The following is a 20,761-nucleotide window of genomic DNA, read 5'->3' as shown; positions in this document are numbered from 1 at the left end:
CTATCTGGGTTCACTTACAACAGCCCTGCGTCGGCCTTGTGAACCGCTCTGCAGAACTTTTCGATTTTTTCCACACTTTTCACGCCGCGCGCAACTTCTATCCCGCTGGACACGTCCACGCCGTAGGGTTTTAGCGCAACAATGGCTTGGGCCACATTGCTTTCTTCCAACCCCCCGGATAATACCAAAGCCTGCTTCAGTTCACCCGCTTTGGGCAACAAAGACCAGTCAAAAGTATGTCCTGTCCCACCATACGCCTCGCTCCAGGAATCCACAAGCAGGGCCTGTGCGGCCTGGAATTTCTGGCTTTCCTGCAACAGGTCCACCCCTTCTTTCATCCGAATGGCTTTGATAAACGGTCGCTTGAAACTTTCACAAAAATCTGCGCTTTCATCACCATGAAATTGCAACAGCACATTGGGTATTTCAGCAATTACGCTGCGAACGAAATCTGCCTCCGGATTGACAAACAAGGCCACAGGGGTTTGCCAGGCACCCATGCAGCGGGCCAAATGCGCCGCCTGCGCCAAATCAATGTTTCTGGGTGACGATGGATAAAACACGAAGCCCACTGCATCAGCACCCGCCTGCACTGCCGCGCGCACGGTTTCTTCGGTTTGAAAGCCACACAATTTGATACGGGTTCTCATTCAAACAATTCCTGTATGCCGAAGTGCTCGGGGTACTCAATATTCCACAAGCTCAAGCCTTGGGCCGGGTAAGTTTTCGCCGCAAGGCTTCTGTTTTTTGACTCAAGGACGTTTTCAAGCCAGCTTTCCGGCTGCCTGTGCAAACCTACTTCCATCAGGCTGCCCATCAAGTTGCGAACCATGTGATGCAAAAATGCGTTGCCATGAATCTCAAAATAACAGTGATCAGCCTCCTCGATCAATTTCATGGCATGCAGCGTGCGCACTGGGCTGGCTGCTTGACATTGCGAGGCCCGAAAGGCGCTGAAATCGTGTGTTCCCAACAAGCAAGCTGATGCACTGCGCATGGCCTGAAGGTCAAGCGGATAGTGCACCCAAGTCATGAATCGCTTAAATGGGTCGCGGACCGGGGAACTGTAAAAATAGTAACGATAGGTTCGCGAAAGTGCACTGAATCGTGCATGAAACTCGGCATCAACCAGCTTCGCGCCCTGCACTGAAACCGTGGGTGGCAGGCTGTTATTCACGCCTTTCACCCAAGCCGACATGGGTCTTACTGCTGCCATGTCGAAATGCACCACCTGCTGGCGGGCATGCACCCCCGTGTCAGTGCGGCCTGCACAAATCAGAGTGAGCGGTTCTTGCGCAATAACTTCAATGGCTTTGGTCAGCTCGTCTTGAACCGTGCGGCCGTGGGGCTGGGTTTGCCAACCTTCAAAATCATGGCCGTCGTAACTCAGGCCCAAGGCCACTCTGTTCATTAATTCAGTGTAGCCAGAAGCGCCTTGGCTTTGCGAACCTGGTCCACATCGCCTTTCTTCACGATTTCATTCAGCAATTCCTTGGCACCATCGGCATCGCCAATTTCAACATAAGCACCCGCCAAATCCAGTTTGGTGGCCACTTCCTGCCAGGTTGCATCGTCTACTTTGGGGTTTGGCACATCGACATCCAAGTCCACCATGGCTTGATCGAACGCGTCTTCGGCATTGCTATCCACGGATTTCGCACCTGACTCTTCAAGTTCTTTATCCAGAGCACTCTCTTTTTTGTCCGGATTGGATTCAATCAAATCGTCGAATGCCGAAGAAGCGTCAAAGTCATTTTCATCAACGGCACTAATTGGCTGCTTTCTAATTTCTTCCAGTTCTTCCTGAGCCGCCAGAGTGCCTTTCTCGATTTCATCCAGATCATCCAGAATTGAATTGGAAGTGTCCGCAGCTGCGGCGTCCTCTTCCGGAAACTCCAAAGTAAGCTCGCTGTTCAAAGAGTCTTTTTGTTTAAGCGCCTCATCCGATGCCTCGTTAAGCTCAGGAATGTCGTCAATTGAAGGTGTAGGCTCCTCTTGAACTGGATCAGCAGGCACTGGCGTAGACAATTGGGTTGCCTGCTCAGGCTCCGCCTGCTTTAGTCGGTCGTTCAAGACTTCGTCCAGATCGAAATCGGAGTCCTCAGACTTGTTCAAGGAACTTGAGCTTTGCACTACTGCGCTTGTGCTGGCCGCTGCTGCAGCTTCATCGAATTGGTTGACCTCACTGAATGATGCATTGTCATCCGCATCAAAGCCCTTTTCCTCTTCTTCGGTTTTGTTGCGGCGTGACCTCGCAATCAGCAAAAGAATTACAAAAACTGCCAAACCACCAGCACCAGCCAATATCCACGGCATCCAGTCAAAGGGCATGTCTTCAGCGAGCGCCTCAGCAACCGGTGCTTCTGTTCCTTCAGTAGCGCCTTCGGTAGTATTAGCAGTCGCTTCATCGGTTTGCTCAGCGGCCAGATCGCTCAATGTGTCCGAGGGCAGTTCTAAAGCAGCAGCAGTGTCAGTATCAGTGGATTGGGAATCTGATCCGCTACCAATACCCACTTCTCCCTCTACAGCGGCTCCCACCGGCTCAGAAACATCTTCTTGCATGTCCAACAATCGCTGCAAGTCACTGACATTTTTTTCCAACAGCGCAATCCGCTCATTGGCCTCTGCCAACGCTTTGTTTTTGGCGGTCAACTCTTCAGCGCTGGCGTCTGGATTGTTCGTGCCTTGCGCAGCACCTGGGGCTATCTGCAAACGGTCCACTTTCGGGGTGGCCGCTGCGCTCGTGTCTTGCACTGGCGCAATTGTGCCTTGCGTGCTGGTCGCAGAAGCAGCTGTGCTTTGATTCTCCACAGTCAACAAGCCAATTTGACGGGCATAGGCAGAGTACACATTGCGATCATCGTTTTGAGCCAGAACCAGCAAGGCCTCATTGCCGGAACGGGCACGCAAAGCGGCGCGATTCGGCACCTGAATTTGTGCCCCCTCGCGAATCATGTGCACACTGCCATTGATGAAGGATTCCTTGTTGGCCTCATACAGCGCTGCCATGGCCTGGTTTAAAGTCACCCCGTCACCCGCCAATTCCAAGGCAAGCTCGGACAGGGTGTCACCCCGCTGAACCTGAATACTGCCACCCTCGGCCACGTTGCTAGTTGGCTGGGCGGGAGGCGCCAAAGAAGCTGGCTGCGATTGCAAAGGGGGGGTGGCCTGGGTGGGCTGTGTCATGGGTGGGCGAATTTCGGGCAGCCTAGTCGCTGGCGCCTCTTGCGCTGCAGTCGGCCCCACAGGCACAGTCAGCGTGTATTCACGTGCAACCCTGCCACCAGCCCAGGTCAATTCAACCAAGGTGTCAATAAAACCTGCTGGCAGCGGCTTGTCCGCGGTAATTTTTACCCGCGCAGTACCTGGTTCTGCGCCATCTTCAACCGAAAAACGCAGGTTTTGCAGATTGGGGTCCATGGTCAGGCGGGCAGCGCGAAAAGCATCCGTCGAGGCCAGCTTGGCTTGCAGCGTAGCCCTTTCTTCTGGCGCCACTGAATCAACCTGAATTTGGGCAGAGAAAGGCTCACCCGCGCCAGAGAGCACTTCAAGCTTTCCAAGTTGCGCTGCCTGAGCGAAGGAACTTGCCAACAAACCTGATGCAAAAACAAAGGGCAAAATTTTCTTTTTGGTATGCCTCACCCGTTTACTCCATGAATGTTCAAGTCGCCCCAGGCAACTTTTTGGTCAATGATGATGCTGCTTAGCGTTCAATCAAAATTCGCAGCATGCGGCGAAGTGGCTCTGCCGCTCCCCACAGCAACTGGTCACCCACGGTGAAAGCGCTCAAGTAATTGCCACCCATGGCCATCTTGCGAAGTCGCCCCACTGGCACATGCATGCGACCGGTTACGGCGGCAGGCGTTAAATCTCGAATGGACGCATCACGCTCGTTGGGCACCACTTTAACCCAATCATTGGCCTTGGCAAGCATGTCGTTGATTTCATTCAAGGGAATGTCTTGCTTCAGCTTGATGGTCAATGCCTGGGAGTGGCAACGCATGGCGCCCACGCGCACGCACAAACCATCCACGGGCACGCAACCGGGCGAACCCATGGCTGATTTACCCAAAATTTTGTTGGTTTCCGCACCGCCCTTCCACTCTTCCTTGGATTGCCCATTGCCCAGGTCTTTGTCGATCCAGGGAATCAAGCTGCCACCCAAAGGCACGCCAAAGTTATCGGTCGGGTAAGAATCCGAATTGATGTGCTGGGCCACCTGGCGATCAATGTCCAAAATGGCAGATGCAGGGTTGTCCAGCAGTTCCTTCACCGATCCATGAATGCTGCCCATCTGGGCAATCAACTCACGCATGTTCTGTGCGCCTGCACCCGAAGCGGCCTGGTAAGTCATGGAGGTAATCCACTCAACTTTGTCGTTCTGGAACAGGCCGCCCAAGGCCATCAACATCAGCGACACAGTGCAGTTGCCGCCAACGTAGTTCTTTACGCCTTTGGTTAAGCCATCCTTGATCACAGGCATGTTCACGGGATCAAGGATAATAATTGCATCGTCTTTCATGCGCAGGCTGGAAGCCGCATCAATCCAATAGCCTTTCCAACCCGCTTCACGAAGCTTGGGAAATACGTCATTGGTGTAATCACCACCCTGACAAGTCAACACCACGTCCATTTGCTTCAGGGCTTCAACGCTGTTTGCATCTTGCAGCGGGCCCGCATTGCCCGCGAATGCGGGGGCCTTGCCACCTGCATTGGAAGTTGAGAAGAAAATCGGCTCGAAATGCGCGAAATCATTCTCTTCCAACATGCGCTGCATCAGCACCGAACCCACCATGCCACGCCATCCAATCAAACCAACTTTCAACATAACCACTCCAGTGTCTTTAAATTCTTTGAAAACCCGTACTGCTCAGGACTGCTTGGCAAGGGCCTCAACAATCGCATCGCCCATGCCAGCCGTACCTGTGCGCATTTTGCCGTCGCGCCAAATATCGCCCGTGCGCGGGCCCGTGGCCAACACCGCTTTCACCGCATTTTCAATGCGGGTGGCATGAGCCTCCAGGCCGAAGGTGTAGCGCAGCATCATCGCAGCCGACAGCACAGTGGCCATGGGATTGGCCAGATCTTTGCCGGCAATGTCGGGTGCTGAACCATGAATTGGCTCGTAAAGACCAAAATTCGTTTCATTCAGCGAAGCCGAGGGAAGCATACCGATCGATCCGGTCAACATCGAAGCCTCATCAGACAAAATATCACCGAACAGGTTGCCAGTCACGATCACATCAAACTGCTTGGGGTTTTTCAGTAACTGCATGGCGCAGTTGTCCACATACATGTGGCTAAGTGCCACATCGGTGTACTCAGTGCCCACTTCAGTCACGATGTCTCGCCAGAACTGTGTGGTTTCAAGCACATTGGCTTTGTCAACTGAACACAGTTTACCGCCCCGCTTTCGGGCCGCCTGAAACGCCACATGGGTAATGCGCCTAATTTCAGACTCGGCATAACGCATGGTGTCGAAGGCTTCCCGCTCGCCTTTGAATGGACCATCTTCAGCGATTCGATTGCCGCGAGGGGTACCAAAATAAATATCACCAGTCAATTCACGCACAATCAGGATGTCCAAACCAGCCACGACTTCGGGGCGCAAGGTGGATGCATCCGCCAGCTCTTCATACACCATGGCAGGCCGAAAATTTGCGAACAAATTCAATGCCTTGCGAATACCCAGAATGGCCTGCTCGGGGCGCAGGTGCCTCGGCAGCGTGTCCAGTGAAAAATCGCCCACTGCACCAAACAGTACCGCGTCAGATGCTTTGGCCAAGGCCACGGTTTCTTCAGGCAGGGGCACGCCTTTTTCTCGGTAAGCCACGCCACCGATCAATGCGTGTTCAAATTCAATGTTCAAGCCATCAGTTTTAAGGGCCTCTAGCACCTTCACTGCCTGTGCTGTAATTTCCGGACCAATGCCATCACCGGGCATTACGGCAATCTTTAAAGTCATTCTCGTTCTCTGGTTGGTCTCAAGTCAAAGCAGTTAAATGGTGTTCGCAAGCCAAGGCTGCTGGGTCAGGCGATTTTTTTCGAATTCAACAATGGTCTCTCGGTGTTGAAGGGTCAAACCGATGTCATCAAAACCGTTCATGAGGCAGTGCTTTCTAAATGCGTCTACGTCAAAGCTGTAGTTGTGACCTGCAATACTCACCATTTGGTTTTCAAGACTGACAGTGATCTCGATTCCAGGCTTCTCATTAATCGCAACGAATACCTCTTCAAGTTCTTTTTCTTTCAAAACAATAGGTAAGAAACCATTCTTAAAGCAATTGTTGTAAAAAATATCAGCAAAACTGCTGGAAATTACTGCTTTGAAACCATACTGCTGCAACGCCCACGGCGCATGTTCACGGGATGAACCACAGCCAAAATTGGGACCAGCCACCAAAACAGTTCCGCCTTGAAACTGGGGTTGATTCAACTCAAAATCGGGATTCAACGGACGCTTAGTGCAATCCATGCCGGGCTCACCTTCATCCAGGTAGCGCCAGCCGTCGAACAGGTGCTCGCCAAAACCAGTTCGCTTGATACTTTTCAAAAACTGCTTTGGAATAATGGCGTCGGTGTCCACATTGGCGCGGTTCAAAGCCACGGCAATGCCAGTGTGGGTTACAAATTTGTCCATGATCAATCCGTGAATGATTGGTGATTATCAACAGCACTAGCGAATAACTCAGGGCGGGCGAGCAAAAAGCCCGTCCGCCCTGGTGTCACACTATTTACGAATTTACTTCTTGTTTTCTTCGGCGGTGCGCTCGATGGCTTCGCCACCCGCTTTCAGATCTTTACCAACACCTTCAACTGTGTTGCAAGCAGACAAAGACAATGCAGACAAGGCAAGCAGCAGTGCGGAAATAATTTTCATATCAAATACCCCTTTTTTAATTTTTAAAAACTACGGAAATCGGTGAAATGGCCTGCAATTGCTGCCGCAGCCGCCATGGCTGGGCTGACAAGGTGCGTGCGGCCCCCTGCACCCTGACGTCCTTCAAAATTTCGGTTGCTGGTCGATGCACAACGTTCTCCACTGCCCAGTCGGTCTGCATTCATGGCCAGGCACATTGAACAGCCTGGTTCACGCCATTCAAAACCCGCATCCAGAAAAATTTTATCCAAACCTTCTTCTTCTGCCTGCGCTTTTACCAAACCCGAGCCAGGCACGACCAAAGCCAATTTGACTGAACTTGCCTTTTTTTTGCCCCTCACCACTGCCGCGGCATCGCGCAGGTCTTCAATCCGTGAATTGGTACAAGAACCGATGAACACGGTATCAATTGAAATGTCTTCAATTTTTTGAAGAGGCTTCAAATCCATGTACTGCAAGGCACGTTCATAGCCTTGGCGTTTGACCGGGTCAGCCACCTGCGCGGGGTCAGGAACAACTCCATGGATGTCTGTGACCATTTCTGGCGAGGTGCCCCAACTAACCTGCGGCTGGATATCCTCAGCCCTCAGTTCCACCACATGGTCAAAATGTGCACCTTCATCGGAATGCAACGTATTCCAGTAAGCAAGGGCGTGATCCCACATCGCGCCTTTCGGGCTGAAGGGACGGCCTTTCACATACTCGATGGTTTTTTGATCAACGGCCACCATGCCCGAACGTGCACCGCCTTCAATGGCCATGTTGCACATCGTCATACGGCCTTCAACTGACAAGCTGCGTATCGCAGACCCGGCAAATTCAATCGCGTAACCCGTGCCGCCAGCCGTGCCAATTTTCCCGATAATGGCTAAAATCACGTCTTTGGCGGATACACCCTGGCCCAAAGTGCCCTCCACACGCACCAGCATGTTCTTGGCTTTCTTCATCAACAAACATTGGGTGGCCATCACATGCTCAACTTCCGAGGTGCCAATGCCGAAAGCCAAGGCACCGATTGCGCCATGTGTGCTGGTGTGGGAATCGCCACACACCACAGTCATTCCTGGCAACGTGGCGCCTTGCTCAGGCCCAATCACATGGACAATTCCCTGGCGCAAATCTTTGATGTCAAAGTAGGTCAAGCCGTGGGCTTTTGCATTGTTGTCGAGCGTTTCAACCTGCAAACGTGACGTGGCATCAGTGATGCCCTTGGAACGGTCAGTGGTGGGCACGTTGTGGTCAACCACAGCCAGGTTGGCGCTATTGCGCCACAACTTGCGACCTGCGAGCTCCAAACCCTCAAATGCTTGAGGACTGGTCACTTCGTGCAGCAAATGACGATCAATGTAGATCAGGGAGGTGCCATCCTGTTCGGTGCGCACCACGTGACTTTCCCAGAGTTTGTCGTATAAGGTTTTTGCCATTTTCAAGGACCTGCTTCGGGCTAAATTACTGAGTTGATTGCAAAGCGAATAACTCCCAATTATGCCATATCCAGCCATGGGCTAGCGGCACGGCCAGCAGGGCCGTACCGCCAATCACAGGTTTTAGCGTCTGCTCGCCTGCTCGTAAAGCGGCTGCACGCGGGCCGAATACACTTCAAGATCACGTATACGGTTCTCTGGTGATGGATGGGTAGACAGCAATTGGGGGGGCGAACCTCCGCCAGCCCGACTCATTTTCTGCCACACGCTAATTGCCGCGCGCGGGTTGTAGCCGGCACGGGCCGCCAATTCCACGCCAATGCGGTCAGATTCCACTTCGTGAGAGCGACCGTAAGGCAATGAAATTGCGACATTGGCCGCCATGCCAGCAAGGTCTGAAGCACCGCGAGACAATCCAAAACCAGCGGAAATCAGATCAAGTCCGACCGAAGTAGCCAATTGTTGGGAAATTCTCTCACGACTGTGTTCGCGCAAGGCATGCGCAATTTCATGGCCCATGATCGCGGCGATTTCATCGTCGGTCAGCGCAAGCTTCTCAATCAGGGCCGAATAGAATGCGATCTTTCCACCGGCCATGCACCAAGCATTGATTTGATCAGATTCGATCACATTGACTTCCCACTTCCACTGCGGAGCATCTTGCCGAAATGCCACGGTTTGCGGAATCAAACGATTGGCAATTGCGCGCACGCGCGCAACTTGCTTGGCATCGCGGTTCAACTTTCCTTCTTTTTGCGCCTTCGCAAGAACCTCTGCGTAACCTTTGGCAGCGGCTGCATCAACTTCGGCAGAAGACACCAGTACAAACTGGGATCGTTCAACCCCAACAGCACCACCCGATGTGGTTTGTGTTGTTAAACAGGCTGTAAGCGCACCCGTTGAAAAAGCCAACGCCAATACCAAAGAGGTGCGCCGCTTGAAACCGGACAATGCATTCATTAATTCACCCGCAATTGTTTGTAAAACTGATCGAATGGCTTCGAAAAACACTAACGAAGTTCTGTACTACCAAGTTGACAGTTGGACCGTCTATCGAGTCAAAAGTGCCGAACCTGAATACCGGCAGGCAATTGTAAACCGCCACCCTAGTATCAAGGCAATCAAACCACCCAGCGAAGCCAGGGCAAACGCGCCTGAAGGCCCGGTAAACTCCCATGCGAGTCGCCCCAACAAAGTCCCAGCAGAACCACCCAGGCCGTAAGCAATCGTTGCATACATGGCCTGCCCACGCACCACCAAATTACTGGGTAAATTTTCGCGCAACCAAGAAATTGTGGCGGTGTGATGTGCCGCAAAAGTAAGTGCATGTAGGCCTTGAGCGAACACCACCACCCAACCCAGCTCAGGAAAAACAGCAATTAGCGCAAATCGAAAAGTGCAGGCACCAAAACTGATGCACAACCAAGTATTCAAGGTAAACCGATTGAAAAAGCGAGCCTGCAGGGCAAAAAACACCACCTCACACATGACGCCAAACGCCCACAGGCCGCCGATACTGAGTTCCGAATAATTGAACTCAAGCAAATAGAGCGAAAAGTAGGCATAAAAAACCCCATGCGAGAAAATCATGAAAAACGCCGCCAGCCAAAACAATGGCATGGGCCCAGGCAATAGCAGGCGCTTAAAACCACTGCCAGTAAACAGTGGGGCTGATTCAGCAAGTGAAGGAGTTCGAGCAGAATCTGGGGTGAATTTCAATGCCGCCACGAAACCCAACAACAATGCGGCACATGCCCACACAGGGTAGGATTCAAAACCAAAGCGATCTGCCACAGCCCCGAAAACGAGTACCGCCAATACAAAACCAAGCGATCCGTACAGACGCACCTGCCCGTACTTGCCTGTGCAACCCGCGCAACGTTCCATGGCATAGGAATCGGACATGGGCACCAAACCGGAAATACTCAGATTAAGCAGCAGAATCAGAACAATCAGATTTGCTGGGGATTGCTGATTCAAAAAAGCCAGCACTGCGAAGAAAAAACCGGCGAAAGTACCCACCCGAATCCAGCGCACCCGGTTTCCGGTGTAGTCAGCCAACCAACCCCATGCAAACGGACCCACAATGCGCATCAGCTGCATCATGCCCAAGGAAAGTGCAATCACGTCCAGGCTGTGCCCAATCGATTTTAAATAGGGGCCTAGAAACGGCGAATACAAGCCAACAAATGCGAAATACGCCGCGTAAAAAAGCGCTAACCAGCCCAGTTGCAAATGCCCGCCTGTCTCAGTGGAGAAACACTGTGTGAAAGATCAATAGTTGGAAGTACCGGGTGGAATTTGTGGCGTGTCCACTTTCACATCAGCACACTGGGCGCGATGCATCAACAGGTGGTCCATAATGACCAAGGCCAACATGGCTTCAGCAATAGGCGTGGCGCGAATGCCCACACACGGGTCATGGCGACCATAGGTTTCAACCTCGATGGGATTGCCCGCCTTGTCAATCGACTTTCTGGGCAATCGAATGCTTGAAGTGGGCTTGATGGCCATGCGTACTTCAATGTCTTGCCCTGTAGAAATGCCGCCTAAAATGCCACCCGCATGATTCGAGCCAAAGCCCTCAAGCAGCATTTCGTCGCCATGCTCGGAACCTTTCTGAGCAATGCAGCCAAAACCCGCGCCAATTTCCACACCTTTCACAGCGTTGATGCTCATCATGGCGTGGGCGATGTCGGCATCGAGCTTGTCGTACAAAGGGGAACCCAAACCCACAGGCACGCCAGTGGCTTGCACGCGCAAACCCGCACCGCATGAATCACCCGACTTCCGAAGCGCGTCCATGTAAGCCTCGAGTTCTGCGACCTTGGAATTGTTGGGCGCGAAAAACGGGTTGGTGTGTACGTCATCCCAATTCGAGAAAGGAATTTCCACTTCGCCAATTTGTGTCATGCAACCACGAATCTGGACACCCAAATTGGTAGCCAGCCACTTTTTGGCAATTGCACCTGCCGCCACCATGGGTGCGGTCATTCTTGCTGAAGAACGGCCACCACCGCGATAATCGCGAATGCCGTATTTGTGCCAGTAAGTGTAATCTGCATGCCCTGGGCGGAAGGTATCGACGATGTTGCCGTAATCTTTGCTTCGCTGGTCCTGGTTGCGAATCAACAAGCCTATCGGCGCACCGGTTGTAACTCCTTCAAACACACCTGAAAGAATTTCAACCTGATCCTCTTCCTGACGCTGAGTAACATGGCGCGAGGTACCGGGCTTGCGTCGATCCAGGTCGGCTTGCAAATCGGCCGCAGTCAGGGGCAATCCGGGTGGGCAGCCGTCTACAACACAACCAATGGCAGGTCCGTGGCTTTCCCCAAAATTACTGACTACAAATAGGCGACCCAGGCTGCTTCCGGACATGCGCGTTCACTCGTTGTGCAAAACGTTATTTTATCGGAATATCCCGCACCTGAGCGGCACGGGCGTTGAGCTTGCTCAATTCCAACCAAGTTGCTACTGAATCAGCGTGGTGTCCAGTGCATTCAACAACTGATTACCCAGCGTGTGGCCGCTTAAAAAAGCATCTTCCACACGGGCACCAGTCAACCAGTCGCCACAGGCGCCCAGCATATGCTCCTCGCTAAAATAACAAGGCACGCCCACAGGGTTACTGGGCAGGGAATACAGCCAGCGGTGCGCGGTAACAGACAAGGGCTCTTCCACAAGCTGCCCCGTCACATTGCTAAACACATCCATCAACATTTTGCCGACCTCTTCGGGCGCATAATCTTGGTGCTGGCGCGACCAATCGGCTGTGGCCTGCAGCATCCAACGGTCTCCCATGGCGCGGCCCGGCTTCGAAGAATCCCTGCAAATCCAGCCCAGCGGGCTGTCCACCACGAAAGCACCGTCGAAGTCGACTTTCACCACTTCACGTGGCGTTAACATGACCGACCAGGTCACGTTGGATTGAATGCCTGCAGCCAAACTGGCAAGTGGGGGGTGAACGGCTTCAAACAATGGCACCACCTGTTCAGCAGGTATGGCACAAGCCACCGCATCAAAGCCCGATTCCACACGAACTGTGCCGTCGGCCAAATGCAAGGTGAGCTGATACTGACCATCGATTCGCGCCACACCAGCCACACGGCATTGCAAACGCACATCCAAGCCGTGCGCCATGAAACGTCCCAAGCTTGCCATACCTGGCGTGCCCACCAAGCGGGTGGTATTGCTGGCATGCGGCGAAGAAACACCGTAAGCAAGATTTACAACAAGGCCAGCCCATGGCGCAACGGCCCCGGCGCTTTGAGCCTGCTCAATCAGATGAACAAATGCGGGCGTGGAGGCCTGAAAATATTGAGTGCCATGATCAAACCCAAGCGGCGGGCTTACATCGCGGTTTAACCAACGCGTGGGCATGCGTCCGCCTGGCCCTCGACTTTTCTCAAAAACTACGACCTCGTGTCCTTGATGCGCCAATTCACGGGCGCATGCCAAGCCAGATACACCTGCACCAACTATTGCGACTCGTTTAGTCATTTCAAACCACCTGTACTGATCTTCATAGTCAATCAGTTGCTGCTTTCTTCCATGGGCCAGTCACGAATGTAGCCTTTCAACATTTTGTTCTCGAAACCCTGCTCTTCCAGTACGGCTTTGGCCACGTCGTGAAAAGAAATCACTCCGCAAAGGGTGTTACCGTCCATGACTGGCAAATAGCGCTGGTGATTCTCAAGCATGAGTTTGCGAAGGCTGTCCACTTCCATGGTCAACGTGGCCACAGTGGGCTCGGGGTTCATGACCTCGCGAACAACGATTTCCGCTACCGGTGGCGTGGGTCCTGTGCGATGCTCTTTTTGGCGCTTGGCCAGCACGCGGATAACTTCTCGGAAGGTAACAATGCCTACCAGCTCACCCTTGTCCATTACAACCAAAGAGCCCACGTCGTGATCGGCCATGGTCACTACACAATCAGACAAATTCGTTTCGGGCGTGACAGTGAACAGTGTATTGCCTTTCACCCGCAGGACTTCTTTAACTTGCATCGCAAACCTCCTAGGTTCTTCTTGTGATGGTTTTTATTCATCCTACCCGAAATGGCGCAGCTTTCAAGTCAAAATTTTTGGGCAAATGCAGGCCTGAAGCGGCAGGAGATGTAAACTATGAAGACTAAAAATGAAGAACAGGAGACACATTCATGCCAAAAACAGGAAACAGATTTCAAACTTTCGCTGACTTTTACCCATTTTACCTGGCTGAACACACAAATCTTATCTGCCGACGCCTTCATTTTGTGGGCTCGACCCTGGCCTTGATTTGCCTGTTCAAATTGCTGACAACCGGTCAGCCAATTTGGCTGCTTTATGGTTTGTTGGTGGGTTATGCATTTGCTTGGGTGGGGCATTTTTTCTTTGAGAAAAATCGCCCTGCCACTTTCAAATACCCGCTTTACAGCTTCATGGGCGACTGGGTGATGTACAAAGACATTTTGACGAGAAAAATTCCGTTTTAATCTTTCTTGTCGAACGGGTTCACGTTGCTTCGGAATTCAACTCGAAGCGGCGTACCGTCTAACTTGAATCGGTCGCGAATACGGGTTTCCAGATAACGCTTGTAGTTGTCTGGGATGGCATCCAAAGCCGTACCGTGCACAATTACGATGGGCGGATTCTGCCCGCCTTGATGGGCGTAGCGAAGCTTGGGCCGGAATATGCCCTTGCGTGGAGGTTGTTGATGCTCTACACACTCTTGAATCAAGCGTGTCAGTTTGGGTGTAGACAGTTTGGCGAACGCTGCTGCGTGCGCTTCATCCACCGACTTCATCATGGCGGCAATGCCGAATGGCTTGGTGGCCGACACATAATGAAACTTGGCATAACTCAGAAATGTCAGTTTGCGCCCTACTTCAGCCTTGATACGTTCCTTGCGGTAATCATCCAGGCTGTCCCATTTGTTCACCGCCAATACCAGCGAACGCCCTGCCTCAACAATAAAACCAGCAATCGAAGCGTCTTGATCGGAAATGTCTTGCTGGGCATCCAGCATCAAAATAACTACATTGGCGTCTTCAATCGCTTGGAGTGTCTTGATCACCGAAAACTTTTCAACTGACTCAAACACCTTGCCGCGTTTACGTAAACCAGCGGTGTCAATAAGGGTGTACGGCTTGTCGTTACGCTCGAAGTCGATGTAAATACTGTCGCGGGTGGTGCCAGGTAAATCGAATGCAATTACGCGTTCTTCGCCCAGCAAGGTGTTCACCATGGTCGACTTGCCCACATTCGGACGCCCGGCAATGGCCACTTTGATGCGTCGGCCGCCTTCTTCATCTTCAGGTAGAACAGGCAGCTTTTCGCAGGCAATATCCATTAACTGACGGACGCCATCTCCATGGCTTGCAGAAATGGTTTCAGGTTCACCCAACCCCAACTCGAAAAAGTCGGCTGCAGCCATTGAGTGTGTATAGCCTTCGGTCTTGTTAACCACCAGGATTACATCTCGCTTGGCTTTTCGAAGCTCGGCTGCAATCACATGGTCGTGAGGCGTAACGCCCTGGCGGCCATCAACAAGAAACAACACCAAATCGGATTCAACAATTGCCTGTCGGCTTTGCTTGGCCATTTCTGCATAAATGCCGTCTTTGGCCACGGGTTCCAAACCACCTGTATCGACCACCAGGTATTCACGTGGGCCGAGGCGACCCAAACCGTAGTGGCGATCGCGGGTTAAGCCAGGCTGGTTGGCCACCAGGGCGTCTCTTGTTCGGGTCAAGCGATTGAACAATGTGGACTTACCCACGTTTGGGCGCCCAACCAGGGCAATGACAGGTTTCATGTTTTACTTTTTACTGGACAGATATCAGGGCCACACTGCCGCCACGCGACTGCACAATCAAGGCATCGGTGTCTGCAGCCACAGGCTGGCTTGCAAAAGCGGTTGAACCCACTTTCGTTCGCGCAATGGTTTTGCCTGTGTCTCTTTCAATGAAATGCAAATACCCATCAAAATCGCCCACAGCCACAGCTCGACCAATGACGGTCGGGGTGGTCGGCAAGCGACGCTGGAAGGTTTCGATACGCCAAACTTGTTTTCCACCGCTGCGGGAGAAAGCAAACATATTTCCCAACTCGTTGGGTGCAATCATGTAGCGATCATCCACAGACGCGCCATTGGGTGCTGAAAAATCAACAGTCCAGACGGGGCGTGCGCTGACGGAATCCAAACAACCCAGTTTGCCCTGGAAAGCAGCGGCGCATACCTCCCGGAAATTATAAATCGGGGTGCCGGTCACGTCGGTAATCCTTTCAATCTCGGTCGTACCCGAAGGCGAAGCCAGTGTTCCTTCCCAAGACACAGTGCCAGAATTCAAATCAAGTGCAACCAGACGCCCGCCGGGAAAACCGGCATACACGCGAGCATTGTTCACATCAACTGGTGTATTGACTCGCAGCGTAAGCGGCGGAAGCTGACGGGAGTACTTCCAGCGCTGCGCACCATTTGACGATGAGTACGCTATCACCGAAAAATCAATACTGCGCACAAGAATTGTACCGGCAGCGCCAATGGGTACGCTGCTTACGTCAGCACCCACACCAGTCTGCCAAATTTGCTTGCCGTTCGCGTCAAACGCTATCAAATTGTTGTTCACGTCGATTACAGCAACCGCATCCAATGTGGCAGCCACACCCGCTTTCAATTTCGAGCCCACCTTCACTTTCCACTTGATTTTGCCAGTGGCTTTGTCAATGGCGACCAACTGGCCTTCTTCGGAGGCTGCATACACGGTGGATTCGAGCAACACAGGCACGAAATTACCTTGCTTGGAATCACCCACATCCACAGACCACACGTTGGTCACTTTAATTTGCGGCGTGAAATCTTGTAGTGCAGCCGGTTTCACAGCATTGCCGCCAAAGGGGTTTAAATTGCTCATTGTTGAGCTGATGGTCGAGCAACCGCCCAGCAGAGCCAGCAACGCGAATGCCGCTGTGAATTTGGCGGCTTGATTCATTCGTTCACTCATTAACTTGGTCTCCAGTTTTGGGCAAGGCACTGATCTTGCGCTCAATCACTTGCTTCCATGGGCTGTCAGCTTGAATGGTGCTTTGGGCCAATTCATACTCTTTTCGTGCTGTGGCAATGTCTTTCTGCGCAAGGGCCAAATCACCCAAACGATCATGAAACAAACCTTCAAAGCCCGGATAACTTTCATTCAAGGCTGCCTTGGCACCCTCAAAATCAGATTGCTCGATCAAAATAGCGCTCAACATCAAACGTGCTGTGGCTGCATATTCGTCGAGCTTGGCCTCTTCGGCCGCCCACTGCAGTGCGGCCTTGGCTTCATCCAACTTGCCTTCATCGAAATAAGCCTTTGCGGAAATCAAGGCTCCACGCTGCGCGTATTGTGAGCCAGCATGTTCTTCAATCAGGGTTTTGTTGATTTCCCCAACAAGGTCCAAATTGCCTTCGCGTGTGGCTGCTTCCAATTGCTCGTACACCAGCACAGCATCAGTCGACTGGCGCGCTTGCCACCACTTCCAACCATTGTGGATGGCGAAGGCACCGAACACCAGAATTAGTACGGTCAGAATGAAACTGCCATACTTGTCCCAGAAAGATTTCAAACTGGCCAGTTGTTCTTGTTCCTCAAGGCTGTATCGACTCAAGACTCCTCTCCTTCTCCGTAAAGCAGACCGAAAATGGCTTCGGCCAATCCCTCTTGTTTGAATTCTTCCTGCTTGCTTTCACCGCGCAGAACTTTCACTGCTGCAGTGCCAGCATTCAATTCATTTTCGCCCAGAATAACGGCCACAGCGGCCCCGCTACCATCGGCACGTTTCATTTGGCTTTTAAACCCGCCACCACCTGCATGCAACACCACGGCAAATCCAGCATCGCGAAGTTCTTCAGCCAAGGTGAACGCACGGCGTGAGGTGCCCTCGCCCTGATGCACCACATACACATCCAGATCAGCCACATCATCGGGCTGATTCACTTCGAGATACAACTCGAGCAAACGTTCCAGGCCAATTGCAAATCCGATTGCCGGAGTGGGCTTACCGCCCAGAATTTCGATCAAGCCGTCGTAGCGGCCACCGCCGCAAATGGTGCCTTGGGTTCCCAAAGCATCGGTGATCCATTCAAACACGGTCAAATTGTAATAGTCGAGCCCGCGAACCAGTCGCGGTTTTTCGATGTAGCGCACGCCGGCATCGTCGAGCAAACGCTTCACGCCCTGGTAATGCGCCAGCGACTCGGCACCTAAAAATTCAGACAAACGTGGCGCATTGTTCACCATGTCTTGCATGGTCGGGTTTTTGGTGTCCAAAATACGCAATGGGTTTGTGTGCAAGCGGCGCTTGGCGTCTTCATCCAGTAATTCGGTGTGTTGCTCAAAATACGCAATCAGGGCTTGTCGATGGGCCAAACGCTCAGGAGCCTCACCCAGGCAATTGATTTCCAAGCGCACGTCTTCCAGCCCCATTTCACGCCACAGGCGTGACAGCATCACGATCAGTTCAGCATCAATGTCGGGACCACCAAAACCAAGCGCTTCTACATCAAGCTGGTGAAACTGGCGGTAACGGCCGCGCTGTGGGCGCTCGTGGCGAAACACTGGCCCCATGGAATAAACCCGCTGTGGCGCTGCATACGTCAAATTGTGCTGAATGGTGGCACGCGCAATACCCGCCGTGAATTCAGGGCGAAGAGTTAATTCGTCGCCGTTTAAACGATCCACAAAGCTGAACATTTCTTTTTCAACAATGTCGGTGACCTCACCAATGCCCCTGCGAAATAGCGACGTAGGCTCCAGTACAGGGGTTTTGATCAAGCGATAGCCATACGAAGTCAACCACTCGCGCAGCATCACTTCCAGGTTTTCCCAATGAATACCCTCGACGGGCAATACATCGTTCATCCCCTTGACGGATTGAAGTCGGGGTTGTTTCTTGGCTTTGGATTGTTCCGGCGACTCAGGATGACTCATTGACACTATTATCTTTATTTCTCAACCGGGTATTGTCGCCTATTCTTGGCTTACTTATCGGCGCCAGCGTACCTTTGCTCGACATAACGCTGCACAATCGCCTGAAATTCCTGGGCAATGTTCTCGCCCTTCAGGGTAACAGTGCGCTTCCCATCCAAAAATACGGGCGCAGAGGGTGCCTCGCCTGTCCCCGGCAATGAAATTCCGATGTCAGCGTGCTTGCTTTCACCAGGGCCATTGACCACGCAACCCATCACCGCTACTTTCATTTCTTCAACGCCCACATACTGATTTTTCCAGATGGGCATTTGATCACGTAGGTAGGTTTGAATTTGATCTGCCAATTCCTGAAATACAGTGCTGGTGGTGCGACCACAACCTGGGCAGGCAATAACCTGTGGGGTAAAAGCCCGTAAGCCCAAGGACTGCAAGATTTCCTGGCCGACCAGCACTTCCTTGCAGCGGTCCCCATTGGGTTCGGGGGTAAGTGAAACACGAATGGTGTCACCAATCCCTTCTTGCATTAAAACCGCCAAGGCTGCAGTAGAGGCCACAATGCCTTTGGTACCCATGCCGGCCTCGGTCAAACCCAAATGCAGTGGAAACTCGCTGCGACAGGCCAGTTCGCGGTACACCGCGATCAAGTCCTGAACCTGGCTAACCTTGCACGAAAGCACTATTTTATTGGCTGGCAAACCAAGCTCCACGGCTTTGTGGGCGCTGCTTACCGCCGATTCAATCAGCGCCTGGTACATCAATTGCTGCGCCGGAAGTGGCTCGGCTTTCTGACCGTTTTCGTCCATCATGCGGGCCAGGAGGTTTTGATCCAGACTGCCCCAATTCACACCAATTCGCACGGGTTTGTCATGCTCAGCCGCAATGGCAATCATCGCGGCAAAGTTGTCGTCTCGGGAACGCGATGAGCCCACATTGCCAGGATTGATTCGATACTTCGAAAGCGCCTTGGCGCAGTCTGGATACTTCTGAAGCAGCAAATGACCGTTGTAATGGAAATCGCCCACCAGCGGAACGGGAATTCGCATTTTGTCGAGCTGATCGCGAATGTAAGGCACAGCCGCAGCGGACGCATCATTGTTCACCGTGATACGAACCATTTCGCTACCCGCCAAATACAAGGCCTTCACTTGCAGTGCTGTATTCAGGGCATCTGCGGTGTCGGTGTTGGTCATGGATTGAACAAGCACCGGCGCACCACCACCGATGGACACCACGTGTTCTTTCCAGCACACATCAACTCGATGTGTCGGGCGGCGCTTTAGGGGAGTGTTTGGTATCACGATAAAACTTCTGAAATTAAGGCAGGTTGCAAAAAACCGAGGGGTGCCTTGCACCCCCTTCTGCTAAAACTTATTCGACAGTGACTCGAGCCACTTCTCCGCGAATGGAAGAAGACAAATCAACTGGCTTGCCGTTGGTCGAAACTGACACAGCCTGCGCATTCCCGACAATCAGCTTGAAGGGGAGTTGCCCACGAACTTCAAGATTGCTTCCACCATCATTTAATTGGGAAATCAATACTTTGTCGTTTCCATCACGAACGGTCACCCAAGACTGCTCTTGAAACTTAAAACGCAACACGCCTTGGGGCGCCGAATCGGTGGGAGCAGCCGCTGCTGGCGACTGTGCACCTGCCGGGTTCAAAGGCGCCGCGGATGGGCCAACCGGAGCCGAAGTACCAGGTGACTCAGATGGACCAGACGGTTGCTGCAAGGCCGGGAAAATTGCAGTGTCACCAGCAGTGGCTGGCGCTTCAAGCGCCAAGGGCGATGAATCATCTGGCGCACCTTCAGGCGCGATAGGTGTTTCAATTTCAGAGCCCAATGCAGTTGTCGGCGCTTCGTTGGCTTGAATTTCATCGGAAACCAGCGGTTCAGAATCTGAGACCTGCGCGTCCTCGTTCGACATGAACACGGGGATGTAAAACACCGACATGACAGCAACTGCAGCCAAAACAATACCGTAGCTCAATGATTTTTTGCCTGATTTTCGGTCAAAATTCAAGGAGGAAAGACGCTTGGAGCTGCTGGGCATTTTCGGCTCAAAAGGCTCAGCTCGCGCACTTTCAGCCTGGCCTAGCCTTGCAACTTTGGTGTGCACGCCCGACTCGGAATAACCGAATGCCATGATGACTGGAGCAGCATCAATTTTCAGAGCCTTGCAATAACTTTTTATGAAGGCCTTGGCAAAAGTTTCGGGCGGCAAACGGGCAACATCTCCACTTTCGATTGCCAAAAGTTGTTTTTCGTTGATTTTTGTTTGTGCACTGATATCGCTAAGCGAATAACCAGCTTTTTCGCGAGCGGCGCGTAAAATCCCACCTGGATTTTGACCAGATTCCAGCAAGGTCAGATTAGGATGTTTGTCGGCGGTTAAACCAACGTTGCTACTGACATTTTGCTCAAGTTTTTCGTCTTGGTCTGCACTGGCATCTGATGATTCAGTTTTGCTCATAGCACGATTTTCATTCATTTGATCTTTCCAAGC

General features: G+C 52.3%; 20 protein-coding genes. 1 reads left to right on the top strand and 19 read right to left on the bottom strand.

Features of this window, described 5'->3' with window-relative positions:
* Positions 1-14: 14 nt before the first annotated feature.
* The 13 genes from NSP04_RS09225 to NSP04_RS09160 form a co-directional block, all read right to left on the bottom strand.
* The gene (locus tag NSP04_RS09225; protein ID WP_257512036.1) at positions 15-650 is read right to left on the bottom strand and encodes a phosphoribosylanthranilate isomerase; all 636 of its coding nucleotides are present in this window, start codon (positions 648-650) and stop codon (positions 15-17) included.
* Positions 647-1,411, bottom strand: a complete 765-nt coding sequence (truA, locus tag NSP04_RS09220; protein WP_257512035.1) for a tRNA pseudouridine(38-40) synthase TruA — start codon at positions 1,409-1,411, stop codon at positions 647-649. Before truA ends, NSP04_RS09225 begins: the two co-directional genes overlap by 4 nt.
* Positions 1,411-3,642 carry a motility hub landmark protein FimV gene (locus NSP04_RS09215; RefSeq protein WP_257512034.1) on the bottom strand — a complete coding sequence of 744 codons (2,232 nt, stop codon included), beginning with the start codon at positions 3,640-3,642 and terminating at the stop codon, positions 1,411-1,413. Before NSP04_RS09215 ends, truA begins: the two co-directional genes overlap by 1 nt.
* A gap of 61 nt (positions 3,643-3,703) precedes the next feature.
* Positions 3,704-4,825 (bottom strand): aspartate-semialdehyde dehydrogenase, encoded by a 1,122-nt coding sequence (asd, locus tag NSP04_RS09210; RefSeq protein WP_257512281.1) that lies wholly within the window; start codon positions 4,823-4,825, stop codon positions 3,704-3,706.
* A 45-nt stretch (positions 4,826-4,870) separates the two neighbouring features.
* Positions 4,871-5,965 carry a 3-isopropylmalate dehydrogenase gene (gene leuB, locus NSP04_RS09205; RefSeq protein ID WP_257512033.1) on the bottom strand — a complete coding sequence of 365 codons (1,095 nt, stop codon included), beginning with the start codon at positions 5,963-5,965 and terminating at the stop codon, positions 4,871-4,873.
* A gap of 33 nt (positions 5,966-5,998) precedes the next feature.
* Entirely contained in the window at positions 5,999-6,640 is a 642-nt protein-coding gene (leuD, locus tag NSP04_RS09200) for a 3-isopropylmalate dehydratase small subunit (RefSeq protein WP_257512032.1), read from the bottom strand.
* Between the two features lie 102 nt (positions 6,641-6,742).
* Positions 6,743-6,880, bottom strand: coding sequence for an entericidin A/B family lipoprotein (locus NSP04_RS09195; protein WP_257512031.1), 138 nt, complete (start codon positions 6,878-6,880; stop codon positions 6,743-6,745).
* Positions 6,881-6,903: 23 nt separating this feature from the next.
* The gene (gene leuC, locus NSP04_RS09190; protein WP_257512030.1) at positions 6,904-8,304 is read right to left on the bottom strand and encodes a 3-isopropylmalate dehydratase large subunit; all 1,401 of its coding nucleotides are present in this window, start codon (positions 8,302-8,304) and stop codon (positions 6,904-6,906) included.
* Positions 8,305-8,427: 123 nt separating this feature from the next.
* On the bottom strand, positions 8,428-9,264 hold the full coding sequence (locus NSP04_RS09185) for a M48 family metallopeptidase (protein WP_257512029.1): 837 nt from the start codon (positions 9,262-9,264) through the stop codon (positions 8,428-8,430).
* A 90-nt stretch (positions 9,265-9,354) separates the two neighbouring features.
* Positions 9,355-10,539, bottom strand: coding sequence for an MFS transporter (locus tag NSP04_RS09180; RefSeq protein WP_257512028.1), 1,185 nt, complete (start codon positions 10,537-10,539; stop codon positions 9,355-9,357).
* A gap of 39 nt (positions 10,540-10,578) precedes the next feature.
* Positions 10,579-11,685, bottom strand: a complete 1,107-nt coding sequence (gene aroC, locus NSP04_RS09175) for a chorismate synthase (protein ID WP_257512027.1) — start codon at positions 11,683-11,685, stop codon at positions 10,579-10,581.
* A gap of 93 nt (positions 11,686-11,778) precedes the next feature.
* Positions 11,779-12,807 (bottom strand): NAD(P)/FAD-dependent oxidoreductase, encoded by a 1,029-nt coding sequence (locus NSP04_RS09170; RefSeq protein ID WP_306815306.1) that lies wholly within the window; start codon positions 12,805-12,807, stop codon positions 11,779-11,781.
* Positions 12,808-12,839: 32 nt separating this feature from the next.
* The gene (locus NSP04_RS09160; protein WP_257512026.1) at positions 12,840-13,313 is read right to left on the bottom strand and encodes a CBS domain-containing protein; all 474 of its coding nucleotides are present in this window, start codon (positions 13,311-13,313) and stop codon (positions 12,840-12,842) included.
* A gap of 152 nt (positions 13,314-13,465) precedes the next feature.
* Here NSP04_RS09160 and NSP04_RS09155 point away from each other — a divergent pair, with 152 nt between their 5' ends.
* The gene (locus tag NSP04_RS09155; protein WP_257512025.1) at positions 13,466-13,780 is read left to right on the top strand and encodes an Mpo1-like protein; all 315 of its coding nucleotides are present in this window, start codon (positions 13,466-13,468) and stop codon (positions 13,778-13,780) included.
* On the opposite strand, the gene der is transcribed toward NSP04_RS09155, so the two are convergent.
* The 6 genes from der to NSP04_RS09125 form a co-directional block, all read right to left on the bottom strand.
* Positions 13,777-15,102: a ribosome biogenesis GTPase Der gene (gene der, locus NSP04_RS09150; protein WP_257512024.1), complete on the bottom strand. Its 1,326-nt coding sequence runs from the start codon at positions 15,100-15,102 to the stop codon at positions 13,777-13,779. The genes NSP04_RS09155 and der overlap by 4 nt on opposite strands.
* Positions 15,103-15,112: 10 nt before the next feature.
* The gene (gene bamB, locus NSP04_RS09145; protein WP_257512023.1) at positions 15,113-16,291 is read right to left on the bottom strand and encodes an outer membrane protein assembly factor BamB; all 1,179 of its coding nucleotides are present in this window, start codon (positions 16,289-16,291) and stop codon (positions 15,113-15,115) included.
* Positions 16,284-16,934 (bottom strand): YfgM family protein, encoded by a 651-nt coding sequence (locus NSP04_RS09140; RefSeq protein WP_257512022.1) that lies wholly within the window; start codon positions 16,932-16,934, stop codon positions 16,284-16,286. Before NSP04_RS09140 ends, bamB begins: the two co-directional genes overlap by 8 nt.
* On the bottom strand, positions 16,931-18,256 hold the full coding sequence (gene hisS, locus NSP04_RS09135) for a histidine--tRNA ligase (protein ID WP_257512021.1): 1,326 nt from the start codon (positions 18,254-18,256) through the stop codon (positions 16,931-16,933). Before hisS ends, NSP04_RS09140 begins: the two co-directional genes overlap by 4 nt.
* A gap of 50 nt (positions 18,257-18,306) precedes the next feature.
* The gene (gene ispG / locus NSP04_RS09130) at positions 18,307-19,554 is read right to left on the bottom strand and encodes a flavodoxin-dependent (E)-4-hydroxy-3-methylbut-2-enyl-diphosphate synthase (RefSeq protein WP_257512020.1); all 1,248 of its coding nucleotides are present in this window, start codon (positions 19,552-19,554) and stop codon (positions 18,307-18,309) included.
* Positions 19,555-19,624: 70 nt separating this feature from the next.
* Positions 19,625-20,746 carry a RodZ domain-containing protein gene (locus NSP04_RS09125; protein WP_257512019.1) on the bottom strand — a complete coding sequence of 374 codons (1,122 nt, stop codon included), beginning with the start codon at positions 20,744-20,746 and terminating at the stop codon, positions 19,625-19,627.
* Positions 20,747-20,761 lie beyond the last annotated feature (15 nt).

Source organism: Limnobacter parvus (assembly GCF_024623725.1).
Classification (GTDB): Bacteria; Pseudomonadota; Gammaproteobacteria; order Burkholderiales; family Burkholderiaceae_B; genus Limnobacter; species Limnobacter parvus.
The sequence above is the reverse complement of the archived record's forward strand: the minus strand, read 5'-3'. Positions and strand labels throughout refer to the sequence as shown.

Coding starts and splice junctions, on each gene's coding strand:
- NSP04_RS09160 (WP_257512026.1), bottom strand. CDS start 13,313: ATGCAAGTTAAAGAAGTCCTGCGGGTGAAAGGCAATACACTGTTCACT.
- NSP04_RS09125 (WP_257512019.1), bottom strand. CDS start 20,746: ATGAATGAAAATCGTGCTATGAGCAAAACTGAATCATCAGATGCCAGT.
- aroC (WP_257512027.1), bottom strand. CDS start 11,685: ATGTCCGGAAGCAGCCTGGGTCGCCTATTTGTAGTCAGTAATTTTGGG.
- NSP04_RS09195 (WP_257512031.1), bottom strand. CDS start 6,880: ATGAAAATTATTTCCGCACTGCTGCTTGCCTTGTCTGCATTGTCTTTG.
- NSP04_RS09185 (WP_257512029.1), bottom strand. CDS start 9,264: ATGAATGCATTGTCCGGTTTCAAGCGGCGCACCTCTTTGGTATTGGCG.
- leuD (WP_257512032.1), bottom strand. CDS start 6,640: ATGGACAAATTTGTAACCCACACTGGCATTGCCGTGGCTTTGAACCGC.
- leuC (WP_257512030.1), bottom strand. CDS start 8,304: ATGGCAAAAACCTTATACGACAAACTCTGGGAAAGTCACGTGGTGCGC.
- leuB (WP_257512033.1), bottom strand. CDS start 5,965: ATGACTTTAAAGATTGCCGTAATGCCCGGTGATGGCATTGGTCCGGAA.
- NSP04_RS09170 (WP_306815306.1), bottom strand. CDS start 12,807: ATGACTAAACGAGTCGCAATAGTTGGTGCAGGTGTATCTGGCTTGGCA.
- bamB (WP_257512023.1), bottom strand. CDS start 16,291: ATGAGTGAACGAATGAATCAAGCCGCCAAATTCACAGCGGCATTCGCG.
- der (WP_257512024.1), bottom strand. CDS start 15,102: ATGAAACCTGTCATTGCCCTGGTTGGGCGCCCAAACGTGGGTAAGTCC.
- NSP04_RS09155 (WP_257512025.1), top strand. CDS start 13,466: ATGCCAAAAACAGGAAACAGATTTCAAACTTTCGCTGACTTTTACCCA.
- truA (WP_257512035.1), bottom strand. CDS start 1,411: ATGAACAGAGTGGCCTTGGGCCTGAGTTACGACGGCCATGATTTTGAA.
- hisS (WP_257512021.1), bottom strand. CDS start 18,256: ATGAGTCATCCTGAGTCGCCGGAACAATCCAAAGCCAAGAAACAACCC.
- NSP04_RS09225 (WP_257512036.1), bottom strand. CDS start 650: ATGAGAACCCGTATCAAATTGTGTGGCTTTCAAACCGAAGAAACCGTG.